Genomic DNA, 17,769 nt, shown 5'->3' on the forward strand with positions numbered 1-17,769 from the left:
GATCTCCTTACACGGCGCTGGCTTTGTGCCAGTCGGTAACCTGTTGGTATTGATGCGCAATATTGAGCATGCGTGCTTCATTCAGGTAGTTACCGGTAATCTGCAGCCCCACAGGCATATTGTTCACCAGTCCGCAGGGAATGGACATCCCCGGCAGCCCCGCCAGATTAGTGGCGATGGTATAGATATCCTCCAGGTACATAGCTACAGGGTCGGCGACTTTGGCGCCCAACTCGAAAGCGGGAGAGGGGGTGGTGGGCCCCATAATAACGTCGACCTGCTCAAAGGCCTGGACAAAATCCTGTTTGATCAGGCGACGCACTTGCTGCGCCTTGTTGTAATAGGCGTCGTAATACCCTGCGGATAGCGCATAGGTGCCCACAAGGATGCGACGTTGGACCTCTTCGCCGAATCCCTCACCGCGGGAGCGCCTATACAGGTCGCGTAAATCTTTGGGCACATTACAGCGGTGGCCATAGCGCACCCCGTCAAAACGAGAAAGATTCGCCGAGGCCTCGGCAGGGGCTATGACGTAGTAGGCGGGAATGGCCAGCTCGGTGTGGGGCAGGCTGATATCTACTAATTGTGCGCCGAGCTTCTCAAATTCTTTGAGCGCGGCCTGTACACGGGCCGCGGTTTCGGCATTCAGGCCTTCGCCAAAATATTCCCTGGGCACACCGATTTTGAGGCCGGCAATGGAGTTGTTCAGCTCTGCGGTAAAGTCTGTTTGCGGGCAATCCAGGCTTGTGGAATCTTTCGGGTCATGACTGGCCATGGCGGACAACAGGTAGGCCGCATCTTCCGCATTGCGTGCGATGGGGCCGGCCTGATCCAGACTGGAGGCGTAAGCGACGATGCCCCAACGGGAAATCCGGCCGTAGGTGGGCTTGAGGCCAGTGGTATTCGTTAGTGCCGCGGGTTGACGGATAGAACCGCCGGTATCGGTGGCGGTGGCGCCGGGCACCAGCAGTGCCGCAACTGCCGCGGCGGAGCCGCCGGAGGAGCCACCCGGGACACAGCGGGTATTCCAGGGGTTCTTTACCGATCCGTAGTAACTACTTTCGCTGGAGGAGCCCATCGCGAACTCGTCCATATTGGTTTTACCCAGGGTGACGGTGCCGGCCGCATTGAGATTTTCCACTAACGTGGCATCGTAGGGCGGAATAAAATTATCCAGCATTTTTGAAGCGCAGCTCGTGCGTACGCCGTTGGTGCAGATAATATCCTTGTGGGCGATAGGCACACCGCACAGTGCTGGAGCTTCTCCAGAAGCCAGGTGCCGATCGGCAGCTTCTGCCTGGGACAGGGCGAGTTCTTCGGTGACGGTGATAAAGCTGTTATAGCTATTGTCCAGCTGCTGGATACGCGTGAGTAAATGGCGGGTTAACTCCGTGCTGGAGAATGCCTTACTTTGCAGTCCGCGGATTATCTCGGCAATAGTAAGCTGATGCATGTTATTCCCTTAAAAGGCTCTGGGCGGGCTTAGGGCGGAATGGGATTGTTTGGGCTTTTTCTGCGACCCTGTTTAGTCGATCACTTTGGGTACCAGGTAGAGGCCCTCTTCCGACTGCGGTGCCTGGGCCAGGAAGCTTTGGCGCTGGTCGGATTCTGTCACGGCATCGACGCGCAGGGTCTGTACCTCATCGAGTGGGTGCGCCATTGGCGTGACCCCGTCGGTGTTGACGGCCTGAAGTTGGTCTACCAGCTGCAGGATCTCGCCGAGGCGTCCACTGACTTCCTCAATGGTTTCTTCGGATATGGCGATGCGGGCGAGTTCTGCCAGCTTCTCTACGGTTTGCGTATCCACGGCCATGGCGATGGGGCTCCTCCGGCTTGCGTTGCGAATCTATTTCTGTCCCGTATATAGAGACCGGGCAGGGTCGGCAAATTTAGCACAATAGACTGTTATTCTCATCGGCTCCGCTGAACCGGGTAATCTGCAATCGATTGGCCGGGCTTCAGCCTTGCCCTGGACCGGTGCCGTTGTTAGAGTTTGCGCAATCCTGCCGGCTGCTGAGTGACTCCGGTGTATTGCGTGAACTCCGATTCGAAATGCGGCTCGGAACTCAGAATTATTTGCGCGGACTAACTAGGATTTGCATCCATAAAATAAGCCGCGCCCGCAGTGCCCGACCTGGGGGCTGACAATTAGTACAAGGTAATCGAATTCCATGTTTAAACGTTTGCGGGGTATGTTCTCCAGTGACCTCTCCATCGACCTGGGAACCGCCAATACGCTGATTTACGTTCGCGATCGCGGCGTAGTACTCGACGAGCCCTCTGTCGTCGCTATCCGTCACTATAATGGCCAGAAAATCGTTGAGGCGGTCGGAGTCGAAGCCAAACGTATGCTGGGCCGCACCCCTGGCAATATCACGGCGATTCGCCCGCTGAAGGATGGGGTAATCGCCGATTTCCAGGTAACCGAAAAAATGTTGCAGCACTTTATTAAGAAAGTGCATGAAAACAGCTGGATGCGCCCGAGCCCCCGTGTGCTGGTCTGTGTTCCCTGCCAGTCTACGGAGGTTGAACGCCGCGCAATTCGCGAGTCTGCCCTGGGTGCGGGCGCCCGTGAGGTGTCGCTGATCGAGGAGCCGATGGCCGCTGCGATAGGTGCGGGCCTGAATGTGGAAGAGGCGAGCGGTTCCATGGTGGTGGATATCGGTGGTGGTACCACTGAGATTGCCATTATTTCCCTGAACGGCGTGGTTTACTCCGACTCCGTGCGAATCGGCGGTGACCGCTTCGACGAGGCCATCGTCAACTATGTGCGCCGCAACTACGGCAGTGTGATTGGTGATGCCACGGCTGAGCGAATTAAAGAGGAAATCGGCTGCGCCTACGCGGGTAGTGAAGTGCGTGAGATCGATGTGCGTGGTCGCAACTTGGCGGAAGGGGTGCCGCGCAGCTTTACCCTGAATTCCGATGAGATTCTCGAGGCCCTGCAGGAGCCACTGACCGGTATTGTGCAGGCAGTAAAAAGTGCGCTGGAACAATCGCCCCCGGAGCTCGCTTCCGATATCGCCGAGCGCGGTATGGTATTGACCGGTGGCGGCGCTCTGTTGCGGGACCTGGATCGACTGTTGATGGAAGAATCGGGTCTGCCGGTGATCGTTGCCGATGACCCCCTGACCTGTGTCGCGCGCGGTGGCGGCAAGGCTTTGGATATGCTGGATCGCAACCGTTTGTATTTGATGTCGAACTGAGTTGATTGAGGTTGGAAGTGGCTCCCTGTCGCCCCCGGTGGGCGAGCCGCTGGCGGCGCCTGGTTTCACGATTCAGTGACATCCGATATATTGTGAGACCAATAATCATTGACCCGTACAAAGGGGGCTGTTCTTGAAACCGCTATTTACCCGCGGCCCCTCCCCCGAGTTCCGCCTTCTGTTGTTGGTACCATTGGCTATCGCCTTGATCGTTGCCGACCACTATACCAACTGGTTTCAGTCATCCCGCGAGCGACTGTCCGGCATTACAGCCCCCCTCTACTGGATCACCGGTGCCCCGGAACGCGTGGGCGACTGGGCTGGGGAGCAATTTCGTTCCCGCGAAGAGCTTTTGGAAGAGAATGATCGCCTCAAGCGTCAGGTGCTTCTGCTGGAGCAGCGCAGTCAGCTACTGGCTGCGGTCAAGGCGGAAAATACTCGACTTAAAGAGCTGATGAATTCGGCGGAGATGGTTGATGATCGGGTGCTGGTAGCGCAGGTCATCGGCGTTTCCCCCGATCCTCTCGAACATGTGTTATTGATCGATAAAGGGCGCGATCACGGTATTGATGTGGGCACACCGGTGATGGATGCCAGTGGCCTGCTTGGGCAAGTGATCGAAGCCGGAGATACCTCTAGCCGAATTCTCCTGATTACCGATTCCAGTCACGCGATTCCCGTGCAGGTGCTGCGCAACAGTATGCGAGCCGTCGCTGAGGGTACCGGCGATCTCTATCGCCTTAAACTCAGGCATCTGGCGAATACCAGTGATATCCGCGAAGGGGACCTGCTGCTCAGTTCCGGTCTCGGCGGACGCTTCCCAGCGGGCTATCCAGTGGGTGAGGTCATGTCGGTTACCCGCGATCCCGGCAAACCCTTTGCCGAGGCCGAGGTGCTCCCCCGTGGCCGTATGAGCCGCAGTCGTTTTGTTCTGGCGGTCATCGGGAACGGGAGGCGGGGCCTTGCAAGCGAATAATCGCTGGTTTATCGCGCTGACTCTCTTTCTGTCCATGCTGCTTGTGGTGATGCCACTGCCCCAGCAGTGGCTTTGGTTTCGCCCGGCATTTCCAGCCTTATTGGTCATTTTTTGGGTTACTCGCATGCCACAGGCTCTGGGAGTCGGCTTTGCCTGGCTGGTGGGGATCCTAGAGGACCTGATCAGTGGGGCCAGTCTCGGCACTCACGCTCTGGCCCTGGCGATTTTGGCCTATTTCAGCCTACTCACTTATCAGCGCACCCGGGCTTTTAATCCGGCACAGCAGCTTCTGTGGGTTTTTGTACTGGTGGGGATTAATCAGGTGGTGGGGAACTGGGTACACGGTTTGGAGGGAAAAACCGTGCCCGGGCTGACTTTTTTATGGCCGGCACTCACTACAGCCCTGTTGTGGCCTTGGGTAGCGCCCCTGTTGCATCGCCTTTGCGGTCGATTACAGGTTCGTTGATCGCCCTACCAGTCTGTAAATCAATGTAAAATTTTGATCATTTTTCGATCAGTATCGCTATAATCAGCCGCTGGCCCACAGGGAATTTGTAGTACAGTGACGAATACCACCGCTTTTAATCATCTCCTCCTGGCCTCGGGATCCCCGCGTCGGGCCGAACTGCTTACACAGATAGGCGTTCCATTTTCTCAGCTGACTCCCTCGGTACCCGAGCAGAAGAAGTCCTGTGAAAGTGCACAGGACTATATTCAGCGACTGGCCCAGGAAAAGTCTTCCGCAGGGTTGCATGCAGCGCCTGATATAAACGGGCTCTGGGCCCTGGGGGCGGACACCATTGTACTTTGTGGTGAGAGCGTCCTGGAGAAACCGAGAGATTACCGTGACTTTGAATCCATGATGCTGTCCCTGTCGGGCACGGAGCACTCTGTATTGAGCGCCATCTGTCTGCGCAATCGGGAGAAGCAATTCAGCCGCCTGGTTGAGACCCGCGTGAGTTTTCGCAATTTGTCCCGCTTACAGATTGATGCCTATTGGCGCACAGGTGAGCCTGTGGATAAGGCCGGTGGCTATGGCATTCAGGGGATGGGGGCCGCCTTGGTGGCGTCTATTAGCGGCAGTTATAGCAATGTTGTTGGTCTACCCCTGGAGGCACTAATTCCGATGCTCGAACAGGCGGGCATTTCTTATTGGCAGGAGGCCCAATCTTGAGCGAAGAGTTGCTGATCAATGTCGCACCTACAGAGACTCGCGTCGCACTGGTGGAAAACGGTGTGCTCCAGGAAGTCTATCTGGAGCGCAGTGCGCGCCGAGGTATCGTAGGTAATATCTATAAAGGCAAGGTGATCCGGGTGCTGCCGGGGATGCAGGCGGCCTTTGTGGATATTGGCCTGGAGCGTGCTGGCTTTATTCACGCCTCCGATATCGCTCCCCTGGATGATGAGGGTATGGAGGCGCGGGATGCCGAAGTGGCAGATATTCGCGCCCTGGTACGCGAAGGGCAGCCCCTGGTGGTACAGGTGGTCAAGGACCCTATTAGTAGTAAAGGTGCACGCTTAACCACACACTTATCGGTATCTGCTCGTTATCTCGTTTACATGCCGCAGACTCGCCATATCGGAATCTCCAATCGTATCGAGGACGAGGGGGAGCGGGAGCGCCTGCGCCAGTTGGTGGAGACCGCTTCGTCGCGACTCGCGGAGGATGGCCTCTCCGCAGACGGTGGATTTATTTTGCGCACCGTGGCGGAGGGTGTCAGTGAGGATGAACTGCTGCGGGATATCCCCTTTCTCTACAAGCTTTGGGGGGAACTGGAGCAGCGAATCAAGGAGCGGGCCGTCCCTTCGGTGATCTATGAGGACTTGCCACTCTTTATGCGGGCCCTGCGTGATCTTGCGCGCCCTTACACTGAGAAGATTCGTATAGACTCCCGCGAGGCCCATGGCCGAGCAGCGGAGTTTGCCGGAAAGTACGCACCGGAAATCGCCGGTCGTTTGGAGCACTATCCGGGGGAGCGCCCTCTGTTCGATCTCTACGGTGTTGAGGAGGAGATTCGCCGCGCCTTACAGAATAAGGTGACATTAAAGTCTGGCGGTTATCTCATTATCGAGCAAACAGAGGCGATGAGTACTATCGATGTGAATACCGGCGCATTTGTGGGTCATCGCAATCTGGAAGAGACTATCTTCAAAACGAATTTGGAGGCGGCAACTGCCATTGCTCGCCAGCTGCGCCTGCGCAACCTCGGGGGGATTATCATTATCGATTTTATCGATATGAAAGACCCGGAGCACCAGCGCCAGGTACTGCGAACTCTGGAAAAAACCCTGGAGCGGGATCACGCCAAGTCGAGTATTACTGGTGTCTCCGAGCTCGGTTTGGTGGAGATGACGCGCAAGCGCACGCGGGAGTCCCTCGGTCAGATTTTGTGCGAGCCCTGCCCGGTATGTGAGGGGCGTGGGACTTTGAAAAGTGCTGAGACCGTTTGCTTCGAGATATTTCGGGAGATTATCCGTGAGTCACGGGCTTACGACAGTGAAAAGATTATGGTACTGGCCAGCCAGATGGTCATAGACCTGCTGCTGGACGAGGAGTCGGCCAATGTTGCCGATCTGGAGGAGTTTATTCGCCGGCCCATACAGTTTCAGGTGGAGCCTATTTACAACCAGGAGCAGTACGACATTGTTCTTGTGTAAATCATTATCCGCTTTCCCACAGTTTGTCGGCGCCGGCTGTTGCGATGCTTGCAGCTGTCTCGTGAGAGGGGGAAGGTGGTAATGAATCTGCTGCGCTGGTTCACGCGAAAGTTCTGGTTGTTATCGGTGAGCCTGGTGATCGCCCTGGCGATCCTCGTGCAAACCGGGCGGCTCTTGTCCCCCCAGGTGGAGGAGTACCGCCCACAGATCAGCCGCTGGCTCACCGGTCAGCTGGGTGTGCCGGTGCAGATGGACCGGATTTCCCTACGCTGGGAGGCGCTGCAAGTGGCTTTGCAGCTCGACGGCTTGCGCCTGGGGGAAAATGGTGAACTGCGCATGGGGCACGGTCTGTTCCAACTGGATCTGCTCTCCAGCCTGTGGAACCGGGAGTTGGTGTGGAAGGACCTGCAAATGCACGCCTTTGCGGCGGGTCTCAGCCGCAATGAACAGGGGGAATGGCGACTCGATGGCTTCCCCGATATATCCCTGAAGCCCGATGGCCGGGTTGTATCCAACCCCAAGGCGGCTGATCCGGCCCGGCTTTTCCAGTTGAGCCCCAAGGTACAGATTCGCGATGCGGCAATCACAGTCAGGCTTCCCGGGGAGCAGCTTGCGGAGATCAACTTACCGCAGATCTCCCTGGAAAATCGCGGTGATTTCCACCGCCTTACGGCCCGTGCTTTTATTGCCCGCGAAGGGGAGGAACACAAGGCCGGCACGGAAACGCTTCGCCTAGTACTCGAGGGTCGGGGCAATCCGCGTAAGAAAAAGCACTTCTCTGTACGTGGCTACATGCAACTTAATGAGCTGCTATTGGATCGGGATATCGTTTCCCTACTGCATCAATTGACCCCATTGCCCGATCGATTTCATTGGCACGGGCGCAAGTGGGCTGATGGACGCCTCTGGCTGCACAGTGATCGCAAGAGTGGCTATCGACTGGTGGGACGAGTGGATCTTGCCCAGGTGGCAAGCCTCGGTGATTCCCAGAAAGAGAAGGGTGAACAGAACCTGGCAGGTGATCACACCATGGCCCCTTTGCGTGCACTTTCCGGGGACATTTCAGGGCGCTGGCTGCCTGGTGAACACTGGCGATTGGCACTGCAGAGCACCGAGATTGACTGGCAGGGCCTGCAAATGCCCCCCCTGAACCTACAGGTAAGCAGCGATCAGCAGGGGGTCGCACTATCGGCGGATGTGATCGATCTGGCAGGTTGGAGCGATATTCTCCGGCGCCTGGATTTATTAGAGGGTGCCGCGGGTGATTGGTTGCGGGCTCTGGAGCCCACGGGTCAGTTGCGCCGCTTGCAGCTGCGAAAGGGGGCGGGGGGTTCAATGAGCCTGAGCGCCAACTTACAGAATATTGGCACGCAGGCCTATCGCGGTGCTCCTTCGATTGCCGGTTTGAGTGGCTACCTGGAATTTGCAGGGAGCCATGGTCGGGTAGAGCTGGATGGCTCGAGCCTGCAAGCCGGGTTTCCGAACCTGTACCAGGATACATTTTCTTTTGAGCAGGCCAGCGGCACCCTGGCCTGGAGCTTGGACAGAGACCAGAATGAAATCAGCATTTTTTCAGGGCCTTTGCATTTAAATGGCGCAGTGGGGGATGTCCAGGGGCAGTTTTTGTTATCTCTGCCGTTCCGCCCGCACAGCCGCGCGGCGGATTTGGTCTTGGCCCTATCACTGCGCGATGCCGAAGTGGGTGTCCAGGAGCAACTGGTGCCGACCACGGTCAGTGAGGACTTGCGCCAGTGGCTAAATGAGGGGTTGGGCGCTAAAAATCCAGGTAGGGTTGAGACTGCCGCGTTTATCTATCGCGGTAGCAGCTACAGCAAAAATGGTGAGGAAGAATCCCTGCGCGCCCTGGGTACCCATAACAAGCGTCACACCGCGCAGTTGGCCGCGGAATTTGCCGGTGCCGACCTGAAATATGCGGACGATTGGCCCGGAGTAAAGGGGGTGAATGGCCGCCTGTTGCTGAATGATGGAAATGTATCTGTCAGCGCCAATAAGGCTGGTTTATGGGGGGTGGATGCTCGAGATATTATTGTCGAGGTAACTCCACAGCCTGGCAATGGCTCGCGTCTGGACGTGTCGGCCCAGCTACAGGGTCCCGCCGCTGATGGGCTGCGTTTGCTGCGGGAGTCGCCGTTGAGAGCGAAGCTGGGCAGTGCCTTTGATGATTGGCAGCTCTCTGGAGATATTCGCGGGTACCTGAATTTAACCCAACCTCTCGGTGGTGCGGCTGTATCGCCCAGCCATAGCGTTGAGTTACAGCTGAGCCGCGGGGATTTACAGTTGCAGAACCTGCGCTTACACGCACAGGCATTGACTGGGGATGTAGTCTACGACAGTGATCGTGGCCTTACCGGTACGCAGCTGAGCGGCGAGCTTTGGGGGCGACCCGTAAAGGCCAGCATTCGTCACTTTGGCGAGGGTGTTTCGCAGGATACTCAGGTGGTGCTGGAGGGCAATGCCGCTACAGAATCAATTTATACCTGGAGTCGGCGCCCTGAGCTCAAATGGATGGATGGCGACATGGACTACCGGGCACTGGTCACGGTTCCCGCAAAATCAAAAGAGGCTCCCTACGCGGCAGTTTTCGAGTTGACCTCGAACCTTGAAGGCGTGGCGGTAAATCTGCCTGAGCCTCTTGGCAAGAGCGCCGAGAAAAAAACAAATTTTGTACTGCGTGCACCTATTGGTGATCAGGGCAGCTTATTCCACCTGAGTTATGGGGAGCACCTTCAGGGACAGTTTTGGTTGGTCGAAGGGGCCCTCGAGCGCGCAGCCATTGCTCTGAATGCCGAGGCTAAGCTCCCCGAAGAGAGGGGGTTGAGTGTCCTGGGCGATATATCCAGTGTTGATCTGCCCCGCTGGGAAAGCCTGTTGGGTGTTTACCGTGAGGAAACTGCTGTAAGTCCTGGCCCCTCGGGGCAACCAGAGACTGAGGCATTGGAGCAACTGCGGGCGAATACGGCTGAGGCCAAGGCATCCAGTCCGCTGCCGATAAATCTGGATCTCAGTACTGACAACCTGCAGCTAGGTTCTGCGGCCATCGAGCATATCCATATTGCTGGTCGGGGCGTAGGATCTAAGTGGCAATTGGACTTTGACAGTGTGATGGCGGCGGGAAAGCTCTCTGGAACCCTCGGGGGGAAAAAGCCCCTCAGCCTGAAGCTGGCCCATTTACGCCTGCCTGAACCAGAGAAAGAGACGTCACTCCCGGAAGAGGATCCCTTTGCGGAAGAGCCCGCCGACCCCTGGGCGAAGTTTGATTTCCAGAGTTTGCCGGCTATTGATTTCAGTACAGAAAGCCTGCGTTTGGGAGATGAGGAGCTTGGACGTTGGTCCTTTGATGTGCGGCCTTCCAAGGAGCGCCTAGTTCTGAGCGACATTCGTGGCGGCGTGCGCGGCCTTCGCCTGGAAGGGCGCGGTGGTGGCAAAAAAGCCTTGGGGGCGCAGCTCATGTGGATGCGCGATGCGGAAGGTAAAAACTCGTCCCAGTTTATAGGGCGCCTTGCCGCGGATGACCTCGCCGATATTCAGCGCGAAATGGGTCATGAACCCCTGATTGAAAGTCAGTCTGCCGCTTTTGACACCGCTTTGCGCTGGGATGGCTCGCCGGCCCAGGTTAAAGGCAGTCTGCTTTCGGGGGATCTGAAAATTGATATTCGCGATGGCCGCTTCCTGCGCTCAACGGGTACTGCGGGTTCTACCGTTTTACGCCTGCTGTCGCTGTTTAATTTCGATACCTGGGCACGCCGCCTACGCCTGGATTTTTCCGATCTCTACAAGAGTGGTATGGCTTTCGACCGTGTGCGTGGAGAAGTGGTATTCGAGGGGGATGGACAGCTACTGATCGCCGTGCCTATACAGGTCGAGGGGCCCACCAGTGAGCTGCAAATGGCGGGGCGAGTCAATCTGTTGCGTGAAGACTTGGATTTAACCCTGGTGGCTACTCTTCCTGTGAGTAACAACCTCGCTCTGGTTGCCGCTTTGGCGGGAGGGCTCCCGGCTGCGGCAGGTGTTTACCTCATCAGTAAAGCTTTTAAGAAGCAGGTGAAGAAAATGGCCAGTGTCAGTTACCGCATCAGTGGCGAATGGGCTGATCCTCAAATGCGCTTCGAAAGGCTTTTTGATGGAGATGGCGCTGAACGCCAGGGCGCGGCCTCCGGCGCATCAGGTAAAGAGGCCGGGCCGGATTCGGGGGTGGCGAATGCCAGCCGTAACTCTGGCACTCGCGAGGGCGGCTCCTAACCTTCTAATTTAGCCATATTCTGATATTGGCATAGGTCTTGAACCGCTTTTGCCCGCAGCACTCTAATCTTTAAGGTGTTTACCTATTGAGGACAGGAGTTTGCGGCATGGTGAAGTCCAGAATCCTATGGCCCCTGATATTGTTAGTCTTGATCTTGTCGGCTTGTACTGAGGCTGATGATCAGCGGCTCCAGGGTATGACGGTGGCAGAAGCCAAAACCCGCATTGCTGAAGGGCGTGGCTTGGACCAGATACCCAAGTCGGTATGGAAGCAGATATTGCCTGAAGACCGCTACAAGGTTCTCTGGAAGGGAGATACGGAGCGGGCTTTCAGTGGCAAGTTGCTTTACAACCAAAAGGAAGGGGTCTACGTTACGGCGGGTTGTCGCCTGCCGGTATTCAGTTCTGCACACAAATATAAATCGGGCACAGGCTGGCCCAGTTTCTGGGATGTGGCCTATCCGCAAAATATTGTTTTGAAAGACGATTTCAGCTGGGGGCTCAAGCGCACGGAAGTATTATCCAAATGCGGTGAGCATCTAGGGCACGTCTTTAAGGACGGTCCTCCGCCCACCAACCTGCGTTACTGCTTAAATTCCCTGGCTTTGGATTTCGAATCTGCGCCCAGCGCTAAACAGTAGTTAGCTTGTCGAGATAATTTGGCGGCTGGAATTTTCCCGGCTTAACGGAGCCCTCTTGGATAGACCGAATGCGTTGCGGCCGTGAGAAAGTGAAATGAAGGGCGGTAAGCGGGCCGCCCTGAAATAAGAGTCTTAGAGATCGACTTACTCAGAGATCTGAATAAAGAAATCTCGCAGGTAGCGAAATAGCTTGCGTTGATTGCTGGGGGGCTTGCTGTTTTTAATTTCCCGCAGGGAATCCCTTACCAGCTGACGCAGGTGTTGGTGGTCTATCTGGGGGTGTTGATCAAAGAAGGCACCTTGGGCAGTGTTGCCCTCTTCGAGCAGGCGCTTGCGCCACTCCTCCGCCATTTTGTCAAAACGCAGGTGCTGATGATCCCGCTCTTTGAACTTATTCAGGACAGCTTCTACCGCCTCGTGGTCGGCGCTGCGCATCAGTTTGCCAATATATTGCATTTGGCGACGGCGTGCCTCGTTTGATTTGATTCGTGCGAAGGTCTCAATCGCCTCGCGCATGTCTTCATCAATAGGCACCTCGGCCAGCTGGGCTTTGGACAGTTCGGTCAACTGTTTCCCCAGGGCTTGCAGCTCGTGCATTTCTTGCTTTAGCTGCGTCTTGCTTTTTGGCAGATCTTCATCGTGGTCGTCGTATTCGTACATCTCGAGTTCCGTGTATTGGTTCCGGGTCGCCCCGGTCTAATTGAGACGGTTGCGTATTTCCGCTCAGCTAAATTGCCAGGTGGCGAGTCCCAGGAAGGACATAAACCCCACCACATCGGTGACTGTTGTCAGTGCGACACTGCCGGCTAGGGCCGGGTCGATGCGCATGGCGCGTAATACAACTGGTAAAATTGCCCCTGCCATTGCCGCCACAATCAAATTGATAAGCATCGCCGCAACAATAATGACGGCAATAGTAATATCGTCAAACCAGAGTGCGGCTACTCCCCCCATGACCAGGGACCAGAGTAGGGCGTTCATCGCCGCTGCGCCGAGTTCCCGCGAGAGGAGCCAGCGCAGGTTGCTCCTGCCAATTTGCCCCAGCGCCATACCCCTGATCACAACTGTGAGGGTCTGACTCCCTGCGACCCCGCCCATACTTGCGACAATTGGCATCAAAACGGCCAGGGCTACTACCTTATCCAGCGTATTCTGGAACAGGCTGATTACCCAGGAGGCGAGCAGGGCAGTAAGCAGGTTGATGCCGAGCCACAGAGCGCGCCTGCGGGCAGTGCGCCTTACCGGGGCAAAAGTGTCCTCCTCCTCATCGAGACCAGCCATGCTCATCAGAGAGTGGTCGGCCCCCTCGCGGATTACGTCGACGATGTCATCGATAGTGATTCGGCCCAGCAGGCGGTTATTCTCATCCACGACCGGAGCGGTAATCCAGTCGTATTTCTCAAAAAGCTGGGCCACTTCGGTATCGCGCATATCTGCGGGAATGGGCTCTACATCGGTGCTCACCACCTCGCGAACGGTAACGGAGGGGTCCGTTGTCAGTAGCTTAGAAAGAGGGAGTAGCCCAATATATTGCCCCTGGCGATTTATCACAAAGAGGCTGTCGGTGGATTCTGGCAACTGTTCGTGGCGGCGCAGGTAGCGTAGGACTACGTCCAGGCTTAGATTGGGGCGCACAGAGATGGTATCGGTGTCCATCAAACCGCCGGCGGTGTTCTCATCGTAAGCGAGAACGCTTTCTACCCGCAGACGGTCTGTTTCGCTCATTGCTGAGAGGACTTCCGAAACGACGCGCTCGGGGAGTTGTTGGAGGATATCGGCAATATCGTCCGCGTCCAGCCCCTCCATAATCTCGACCATCTCCTCGGTGTCCAAGGTATCGAGGATCTGGCTGCGCACCTCATCGGTCAGTTCCTGCAGAACCTCACCTTCGACATCCCGGTCGATCAGGTTCCACAGTACTTGGCGGATACGCGGGGGGGAGCTCTCCAGGAGTTGCGCAATACTCTGGGGGGTCAGAGTTTTAAGCATGCGCCGGACTTCCTGCCCGGTGCCACTATCCAGAGCGGCGAACAGCTCACTGAGCTGGTTTTGCGCGCGGAACTTGATTTCGGCTTGGGGTGGGCTGGACACGATAAATCCTTACTGCTCAGCGATAATTGGGAGGCGATGGCCACTGGAGAACGGTGGCGATTTTATGCTCATGGCGGGACTCTATCCAGAGCGGCTAACCATTGCAAATTACTCCGCTTCGCCAAAGCGCTCGGAGACCAGGGCGCAAATAGCGTCGAGCGCGGCGCTCTCATCCCGACCTTCAATCTCCAGCTCCAGCTCAGTACCTTGGCCGGCGGCGAGTAACATCAGCGCCATCACGCTCTTGCCATCCACTGAGCGCCCGTCACAGTGCACCTTGATGTTGGAGGAAAAGCGGGCGGAGGTCTGGGCGAATTTACTGGCTGCACGGGCGTGTAGGCCGAGCTTGTTGATGATGGTAAGGCGCTGTTTTTGCATAGGGGCCGGAGGGTGTGGGGTTATCTCTGTTGTTCGCGGTGGCGGACCTGGATATTGCCAAACTTGTGTAGAAAAGTACGGGCCAGTTGTTCAACCATGTATACAGAGCGGTGTCGCCCACCGGTACAACCGATGGAGATACAGGTGTAGCTTCGGTTACTCTCCTGGAAAGAGGGCAGCCAATTTTCCAAAAAGCCGGTGATGTCAGCTTCCATTTTACCGGTCGCGGGGTGCGAGCGTAGAAACTCAGCGACCTCTGGATCTAGCCCGGTTTTTTTTCTCAGGCTTGGCTCCCAGTAAGGGTTTGGCAAGCAGCGTAAGTCGAACATTAGGTCGGCGTCCACAGGGATCCCATACTTGAAGCCGAAGGACTGAAACAGTATTGCCATTCCCTCCGAGTGCCCGCCCACTACGCGGTTTTTAATCAGCTCCCTCAGCTCGTGCAGGCCGAGACTGCTGGTATCAATTACCATGTCGGCCATGGCAGAGATTGGCGTTAATAACTCCCTTTCCTGGTTGAGGGCTTCCAGTAAATGGGTGCAGTCATTACTGAGGGGATGTTTTCGGCGTGTCTCACTAAAGCGCTGTACCAGTACGGGTTCGCGTGCATCCAAATAGATGATGTCACACTGGACGCCGCTGGCGCGCAGGGACTCGATTACTCGCGGAGCCTGTTTGATATCCTGCCAGAGATTGCGTGCGTCTATTCCCAGGGCGAGGCGGGCATCCCCTTTCGGCGGTTGTTGTTCGACGCGCTTGATGAGTTCCGGCAGCAGGCTGGTCGGCAGATTGTCGATGCAGTTAAATCCGGCGTCTTCAAGTAGCTGTAGTGCGGAGCTTTTGCCGGAGCCGGAGCGGCCACTGATAATTACCAAGCGCATAAAGACCCTCTCTTTTTTGTTCTTTATACCACTAGTTCATTCAACAATAAGTGTTTTTATTCCTAACGGTAATTGAAACGTCGCAACGCAGTAAAATATTGCAAATGGCATTTGGGTGGACGTGCAGTGCAGAGATCAGGCCGCTGCGGCAGAGTCTATGGCCAGTGCGTAGAGAGCATCACTACTATCGGCTTGCCTTAATTTGTCCCGAACCTGGCTGCTGGAAAAGAGCGCGGCGATTTCTGCCAGGGTGTCCAGGTGTTGTTGCTCTGAGTCTTCCGGAACGAGGAGGACAAAGAGCAAGTCGACAGGTTGGCGATCAATTGCATCGAAATCTACGGCCGGCTCGATAGTACAGAGCACGCCTATGGGCTCCTCACAGCCGGGGAGGCGGCAGTGGGGTATGGCCACGCCCTCGCCAATTCCAGTAGAGCCCAAACGCTCGCGAGCAATCAATTGGTTGAATATTGTGTCGGAATCATGCTGTGGATATTGTTCGGCGATAGCCTGGGCGATATTGAGCAGCAATTTCTTTTTGCTGCTCCCCGCCAGGTGGCAAAGGCTGAGGCGGGGAGAGAGTAGGGCTTCCAGTGTCATAATTCAGCGGTGGTTCTGCAACTTCTCTTTGTGTTTTTTCAGTTGGCGGTCCAACTTATCGGTGAGCGAGTCGATGGCCGCGTACATATCTTTATCTTCTGAACCGGCACAGAGGTCGTGACCATTGATATGTACTCGGGCCTCGGCTTTCTGGATCAGTTTTTCTACCGATAAAATGACCTGCGCGTTGGTTATGTTGTCGTAGTGACGTGTGAGCTTTTCCAGCTTGTTTTCACAATAGTTGCGCATTGGCGAGGTAACGTCGACGTGGTGACCACTAATGTTGATCTGCATGGATTTCTCCTTATTGGGTGCATCACATTTCGGCGAGCCTCCTTTCGGGTCGCAACCCTACTAGGAAGTGGCCCAGAATGGAAGGATACACTCAAAGTTCGGAGTTCGGTTGCGAAGGCGCAGCTACAGGCGCCAAATAGAGCGTGACCGTGGCAGTTAGCTGGCTGGCCACAAACACCGTGACCGCTTAGACTAGGCGCTTTCTCTCGCTTGAGGAGGGGATGCCCATGGATTCCCGGTATTTGGCCACAGTTCGGCGGGCCACTTTAATCCCCTGCTTGTCCAGTTCCTGGGTAATCTTATTATCGGATAAGGGTTTACGCGGGGTTTCCGAGTCGATCAGTTTTCGAATCAATGCGCGTATGGCGGTAGAGGAGGCATCTTCGCCTGAGTCTGTGCTCACGTGGCTTGAAAAGAAATACTTCAGCTCGAAGACCCCACGGGGCGTGAGCATATACTTCTGAGTGGTTACTCTGGAGATGGTCGATTCGTGCATACCGATTGATTCGGCGACATCTGCGAGCACCATGGGGCGCATAGCTTCAGGGCCTTCTTCAAAGAAACCCTGTTGTTTCTCGACAATACAGTTGGCCACCTTCAGCAGGGTCTCGTGGCGACTTTGCAGGCTTTTCATAAACCAGCGCGCCTCTTGTAGGTTGTCTCGCAGGAAGTTGTTATCCCTAGAGTTGTCGGCGCGCTTGACCAAAGAGGCATAGTGGTCATTGATTCGGATTTTTGGAGTGATTTCCGCATTCAGTTCCACCTGCCAGTGCAGAGCTTTGCGGGAAACAATAATATCCGGAATCACATAGTCCGGCTCCTGCCCGCCGAAGCTCTCCCCAGGGCTTGGGTTGAGCGTTTGTATAAGGCGAATTGCCTCCCCGAGCTGAGCCTCACTGAGGCGGGTGCGCCGCCCCAGCTGGCGAAAATCTCTTTTACCGAGCAGATCCAGGTGTTTCTCAACAATATCGTGCGCCTGCTGGAGCCACGGGGTTTCTGGCGGTAACTGCTTCAACTGTAGTTGTAAACACTCCTTCAGGTCCCTGGCGCCGCACCCTGCGGGCTCGAACTGCTGGATGGTCTTTAATACCGCAAGCACCTCATCTTCCTCGACATTCACCGAAGAGGTGACCTCCTCCAGCGGGGTACTCAGCAGACCGCTGGGGGTGATACCGTCTATGAGGTTCTCACCAATCCACTTATCCTGTTCGGATAAGGGGGTCAGGTTGAGCTGCCAGCGCAGGTGGTCCTGTAGGTCGATTGAGGTGGCGTTGCGTTCAAAGGCTGGCGAATCGGCATCGTGGCCACTGCTGTGGCTGGTGTAGATGTCATCCCAGCGGGAGTCGACGGGAAGTTCATCGGGGAGGTTTTGCTCCCAGTCCCTCTCAGTGAGGTCTCTTTCCTCTAGCGGTTGAGCGGCACTTTCGGGCGCTTGCTCTGCTTGGGGCTGCGGGTCCTCTGTTTTTGCTGGCAGTTCTTCACTATCCGCCTCCAGCATTGGATTGCTGTCAAGTGCTGCCTGGACCTCTTGCTGCAGGTCGAGAGTGGATAGTTGCAGGAGGCGAATTGCCTGCTGCAACTGGGGAGTCATTGTCAGCTGAGTGCCGAGTTTGAGCTGGAGAGACTGCTTCATAATAGAGAGCCGCAGGCCATACGACAGAGTGATTATCAAATTGTCCTGAGATGGCGCAGACTACCTTTCTCTCCAAACCATTACAAGCAATAAGCGTGCCGACCCCGGAGCGAATGCTGGGGGTCTTGATTCGGATTGATGACTCATTTAATGC

The 17,769-nt window shown here is 56.0% G+C and carries 16 protein-coding genes; 7 read left to right on the forward strand and 9 right to left on the reverse strand.

Annotated features, from left to right (window positions below):
• Window positions 1-7 precede the first annotated feature (7 nt).
• Together gatA and gatC are read right to left on the reverse strand one after the other, a co-directional pair.
• Window positions 8-1,453 carry an Asp-tRNA(Asn)/Glu-tRNA(Gln) amidotransferase subunit GatA gene (gene gatA / locus Q1A69_RS05850; protein WP_299582492.1) on the reverse strand — a complete coding sequence of 482 codons (1,446 nt, stop codon included), beginning with the start codon at window positions 1,451-1,453 and terminating at the stop codon, window positions 8-10.
• Window positions 1,454-1,525: 72 nt separating this feature from the next.
• Entirely contained in the window at window positions 1,526-1,813 is a 288-nt protein-coding gene (gene gatC / locus Q1A69_RS05855; protein WP_299582495.1) for an Asp-tRNA(Asn)/Glu-tRNA(Gln) amidotransferase subunit GatC, read from the reverse strand.
• A 358-nt stretch (window positions 1,814-2,171) separates the two neighbouring features.
• On the opposite strand from gatC, the gene Q1A69_RS05860 reads away from it, so the two are divergent.
• From Q1A69_RS05860 to msrB, 7 genes are all read left to right on the forward strand, one after another.
• Window positions 2,172-3,206, forward strand: coding sequence for a rod shape-determining protein (locus Q1A69_RS05860; RefSeq protein ID WP_299582499.1), 1,035 nt, complete (start codon window positions 2,172-2,174; stop codon window positions 3,204-3,206).
• A gap of 133 nt (window positions 3,207-3,339) precedes the next feature.
• Window positions 3,340-4,182, forward strand: a complete 843-nt coding sequence (gene mreC / locus Q1A69_RS05865) for a rod shape-determining protein MreC (RefSeq protein WP_299582502.1) — start codon at window positions 3,340-3,342, stop codon at window positions 4,180-4,182.
• Window positions 4,169-4,648 carry a rod shape-determining protein MreD gene (gene mreD, locus Q1A69_RS05870; RefSeq protein WP_299582505.1) on the forward strand — a complete coding sequence of 160 codons (480 nt, stop codon included), beginning with the start codon at window positions 4,169-4,171 and terminating at the stop codon, window positions 4,646-4,648. Before mreC ends, mreD begins: the two co-directional genes overlap by 14 nt.
• Before the next feature lie 96 nt (window positions 4,649-4,744).
• Complete coding sequence (locus Q1A69_RS05875; protein WP_299582508.1) at window positions 4,745-5,356, forward strand: Maf family protein; 612 nt, start codon at window positions 4,745-4,747, stop codon at window positions 5,354-5,356.
• Window positions 5,353-6,840 carry a ribonuclease G gene (gene rng, locus Q1A69_RS05880; RefSeq protein ID WP_299582511.1) on the forward strand — a complete coding sequence of 496 codons (1,488 nt, stop codon included), beginning with the start codon at window positions 5,353-5,355 and terminating at the stop codon, window positions 6,838-6,840. Before Q1A69_RS05875 ends, rng begins: the two co-directional genes overlap by 4 nt.
• 81 nt (window positions 6,841-6,921) lie before the next feature.
• The gene (locus Q1A69_RS05885; RefSeq protein ID WP_299582514.1) at window positions 6,922-11,100 is read left to right on the forward strand and encodes a YhdP family protein; all 4,179 of its coding nucleotides are present in this window, start codon (window positions 6,922-6,924) and stop codon (window positions 11,098-11,100) included.
• Between the two features lie 107 nt (window positions 11,101-11,207).
• Window positions 11,208-11,741: a peptide-methionine (R)-S-oxide reductase MsrB gene (gene msrB, locus Q1A69_RS05890; protein WP_299582517.1), complete on the forward strand. Its 534-nt coding sequence runs from the start codon at window positions 11,208-11,210 to the stop codon at window positions 11,739-11,741.
• Window positions 11,742-11,885: 144 nt separating this feature from the next.
• Here the strand turns inward: msrB and yjgA are convergent, their stop codons facing one another.
• From yjgA to Q1A69_RS05925, 7 genes are all read right to left on the reverse strand, one after another.
• Window positions 11,886-12,401 carry a ribosome biogenesis factor YjgA gene (gene yjgA, locus Q1A69_RS05895; RefSeq protein WP_299582520.1) on the reverse strand — a complete coding sequence of 172 codons (516 nt, stop codon included), beginning with the start codon at window positions 12,399-12,401 and terminating at the stop codon, window positions 11,886-11,888.
• 63 nt (window positions 12,402-12,464) lie between these two features.
• Window positions 12,465-13,808, reverse strand: a complete 1,344-nt coding sequence (mgtE, locus tag Q1A69_RS05900) for a magnesium transporter (RefSeq protein ID WP_299582752.1) — start codon at window positions 13,806-13,808, stop codon at window positions 12,465-12,467.
• Between the two features lie 132 nt (window positions 13,809-13,940).
• Entirely contained in the window at window positions 13,941-14,210 is a 270-nt protein-coding gene (locus tag Q1A69_RS05905) for an HPr family phosphocarrier protein (RefSeq protein WP_299582523.1), read from the reverse strand.
• Between the two features lie 20 nt (window positions 14,211-14,230).
• Window positions 14,231-15,091 (reverse strand): RNase adapter RapZ, encoded by an 861-nt coding sequence (gene rapZ, locus Q1A69_RS05910; RefSeq protein ID WP_299582526.1) that lies wholly within the window; start codon window positions 15,089-15,091, stop codon window positions 14,231-14,233.
• A 135-nt stretch (window positions 15,092-15,226) separates the two neighbouring features.
• Window positions 15,227-15,691: a PTS IIA-like nitrogen regulatory protein PtsN gene (gene ptsN, locus Q1A69_RS05915; protein WP_299582755.1), complete on the reverse strand. Its 465-nt coding sequence runs from the start codon at window positions 15,689-15,691 to the stop codon at window positions 15,227-15,229.
• Window positions 15,692-15,982 carry a ribosome-associated translation inhibitor RaiA gene (gene raiA / locus Q1A69_RS05920; RefSeq protein ID WP_299582529.1) on the reverse strand — a complete coding sequence of 97 codons (291 nt, stop codon included), beginning with the start codon at window positions 15,980-15,982 and terminating at the stop codon, window positions 15,692-15,694.
• A gap of 187 nt (window positions 15,983-16,169) precedes the next feature.
• Complete coding sequence (locus tag Q1A69_RS05925; RefSeq protein WP_299582531.1) at window positions 16,170-17,615, reverse strand: RNA polymerase factor sigma-54; 1,446 nt, start codon at window positions 17,613-17,615, stop codon at window positions 16,170-16,172.
• Window positions 17,616-17,769 lie beyond the last annotated feature (154 nt).

Source organism: uncultured Microbulbifer sp., assembly GCF_947498635.1.
Classification (GTDB): domain Bacteria; phylum Pseudomonadota; class Gammaproteobacteria; order Pseudomonadales; family Cellvibrionaceae; genus Microbulbifer; species Microbulbifer echini.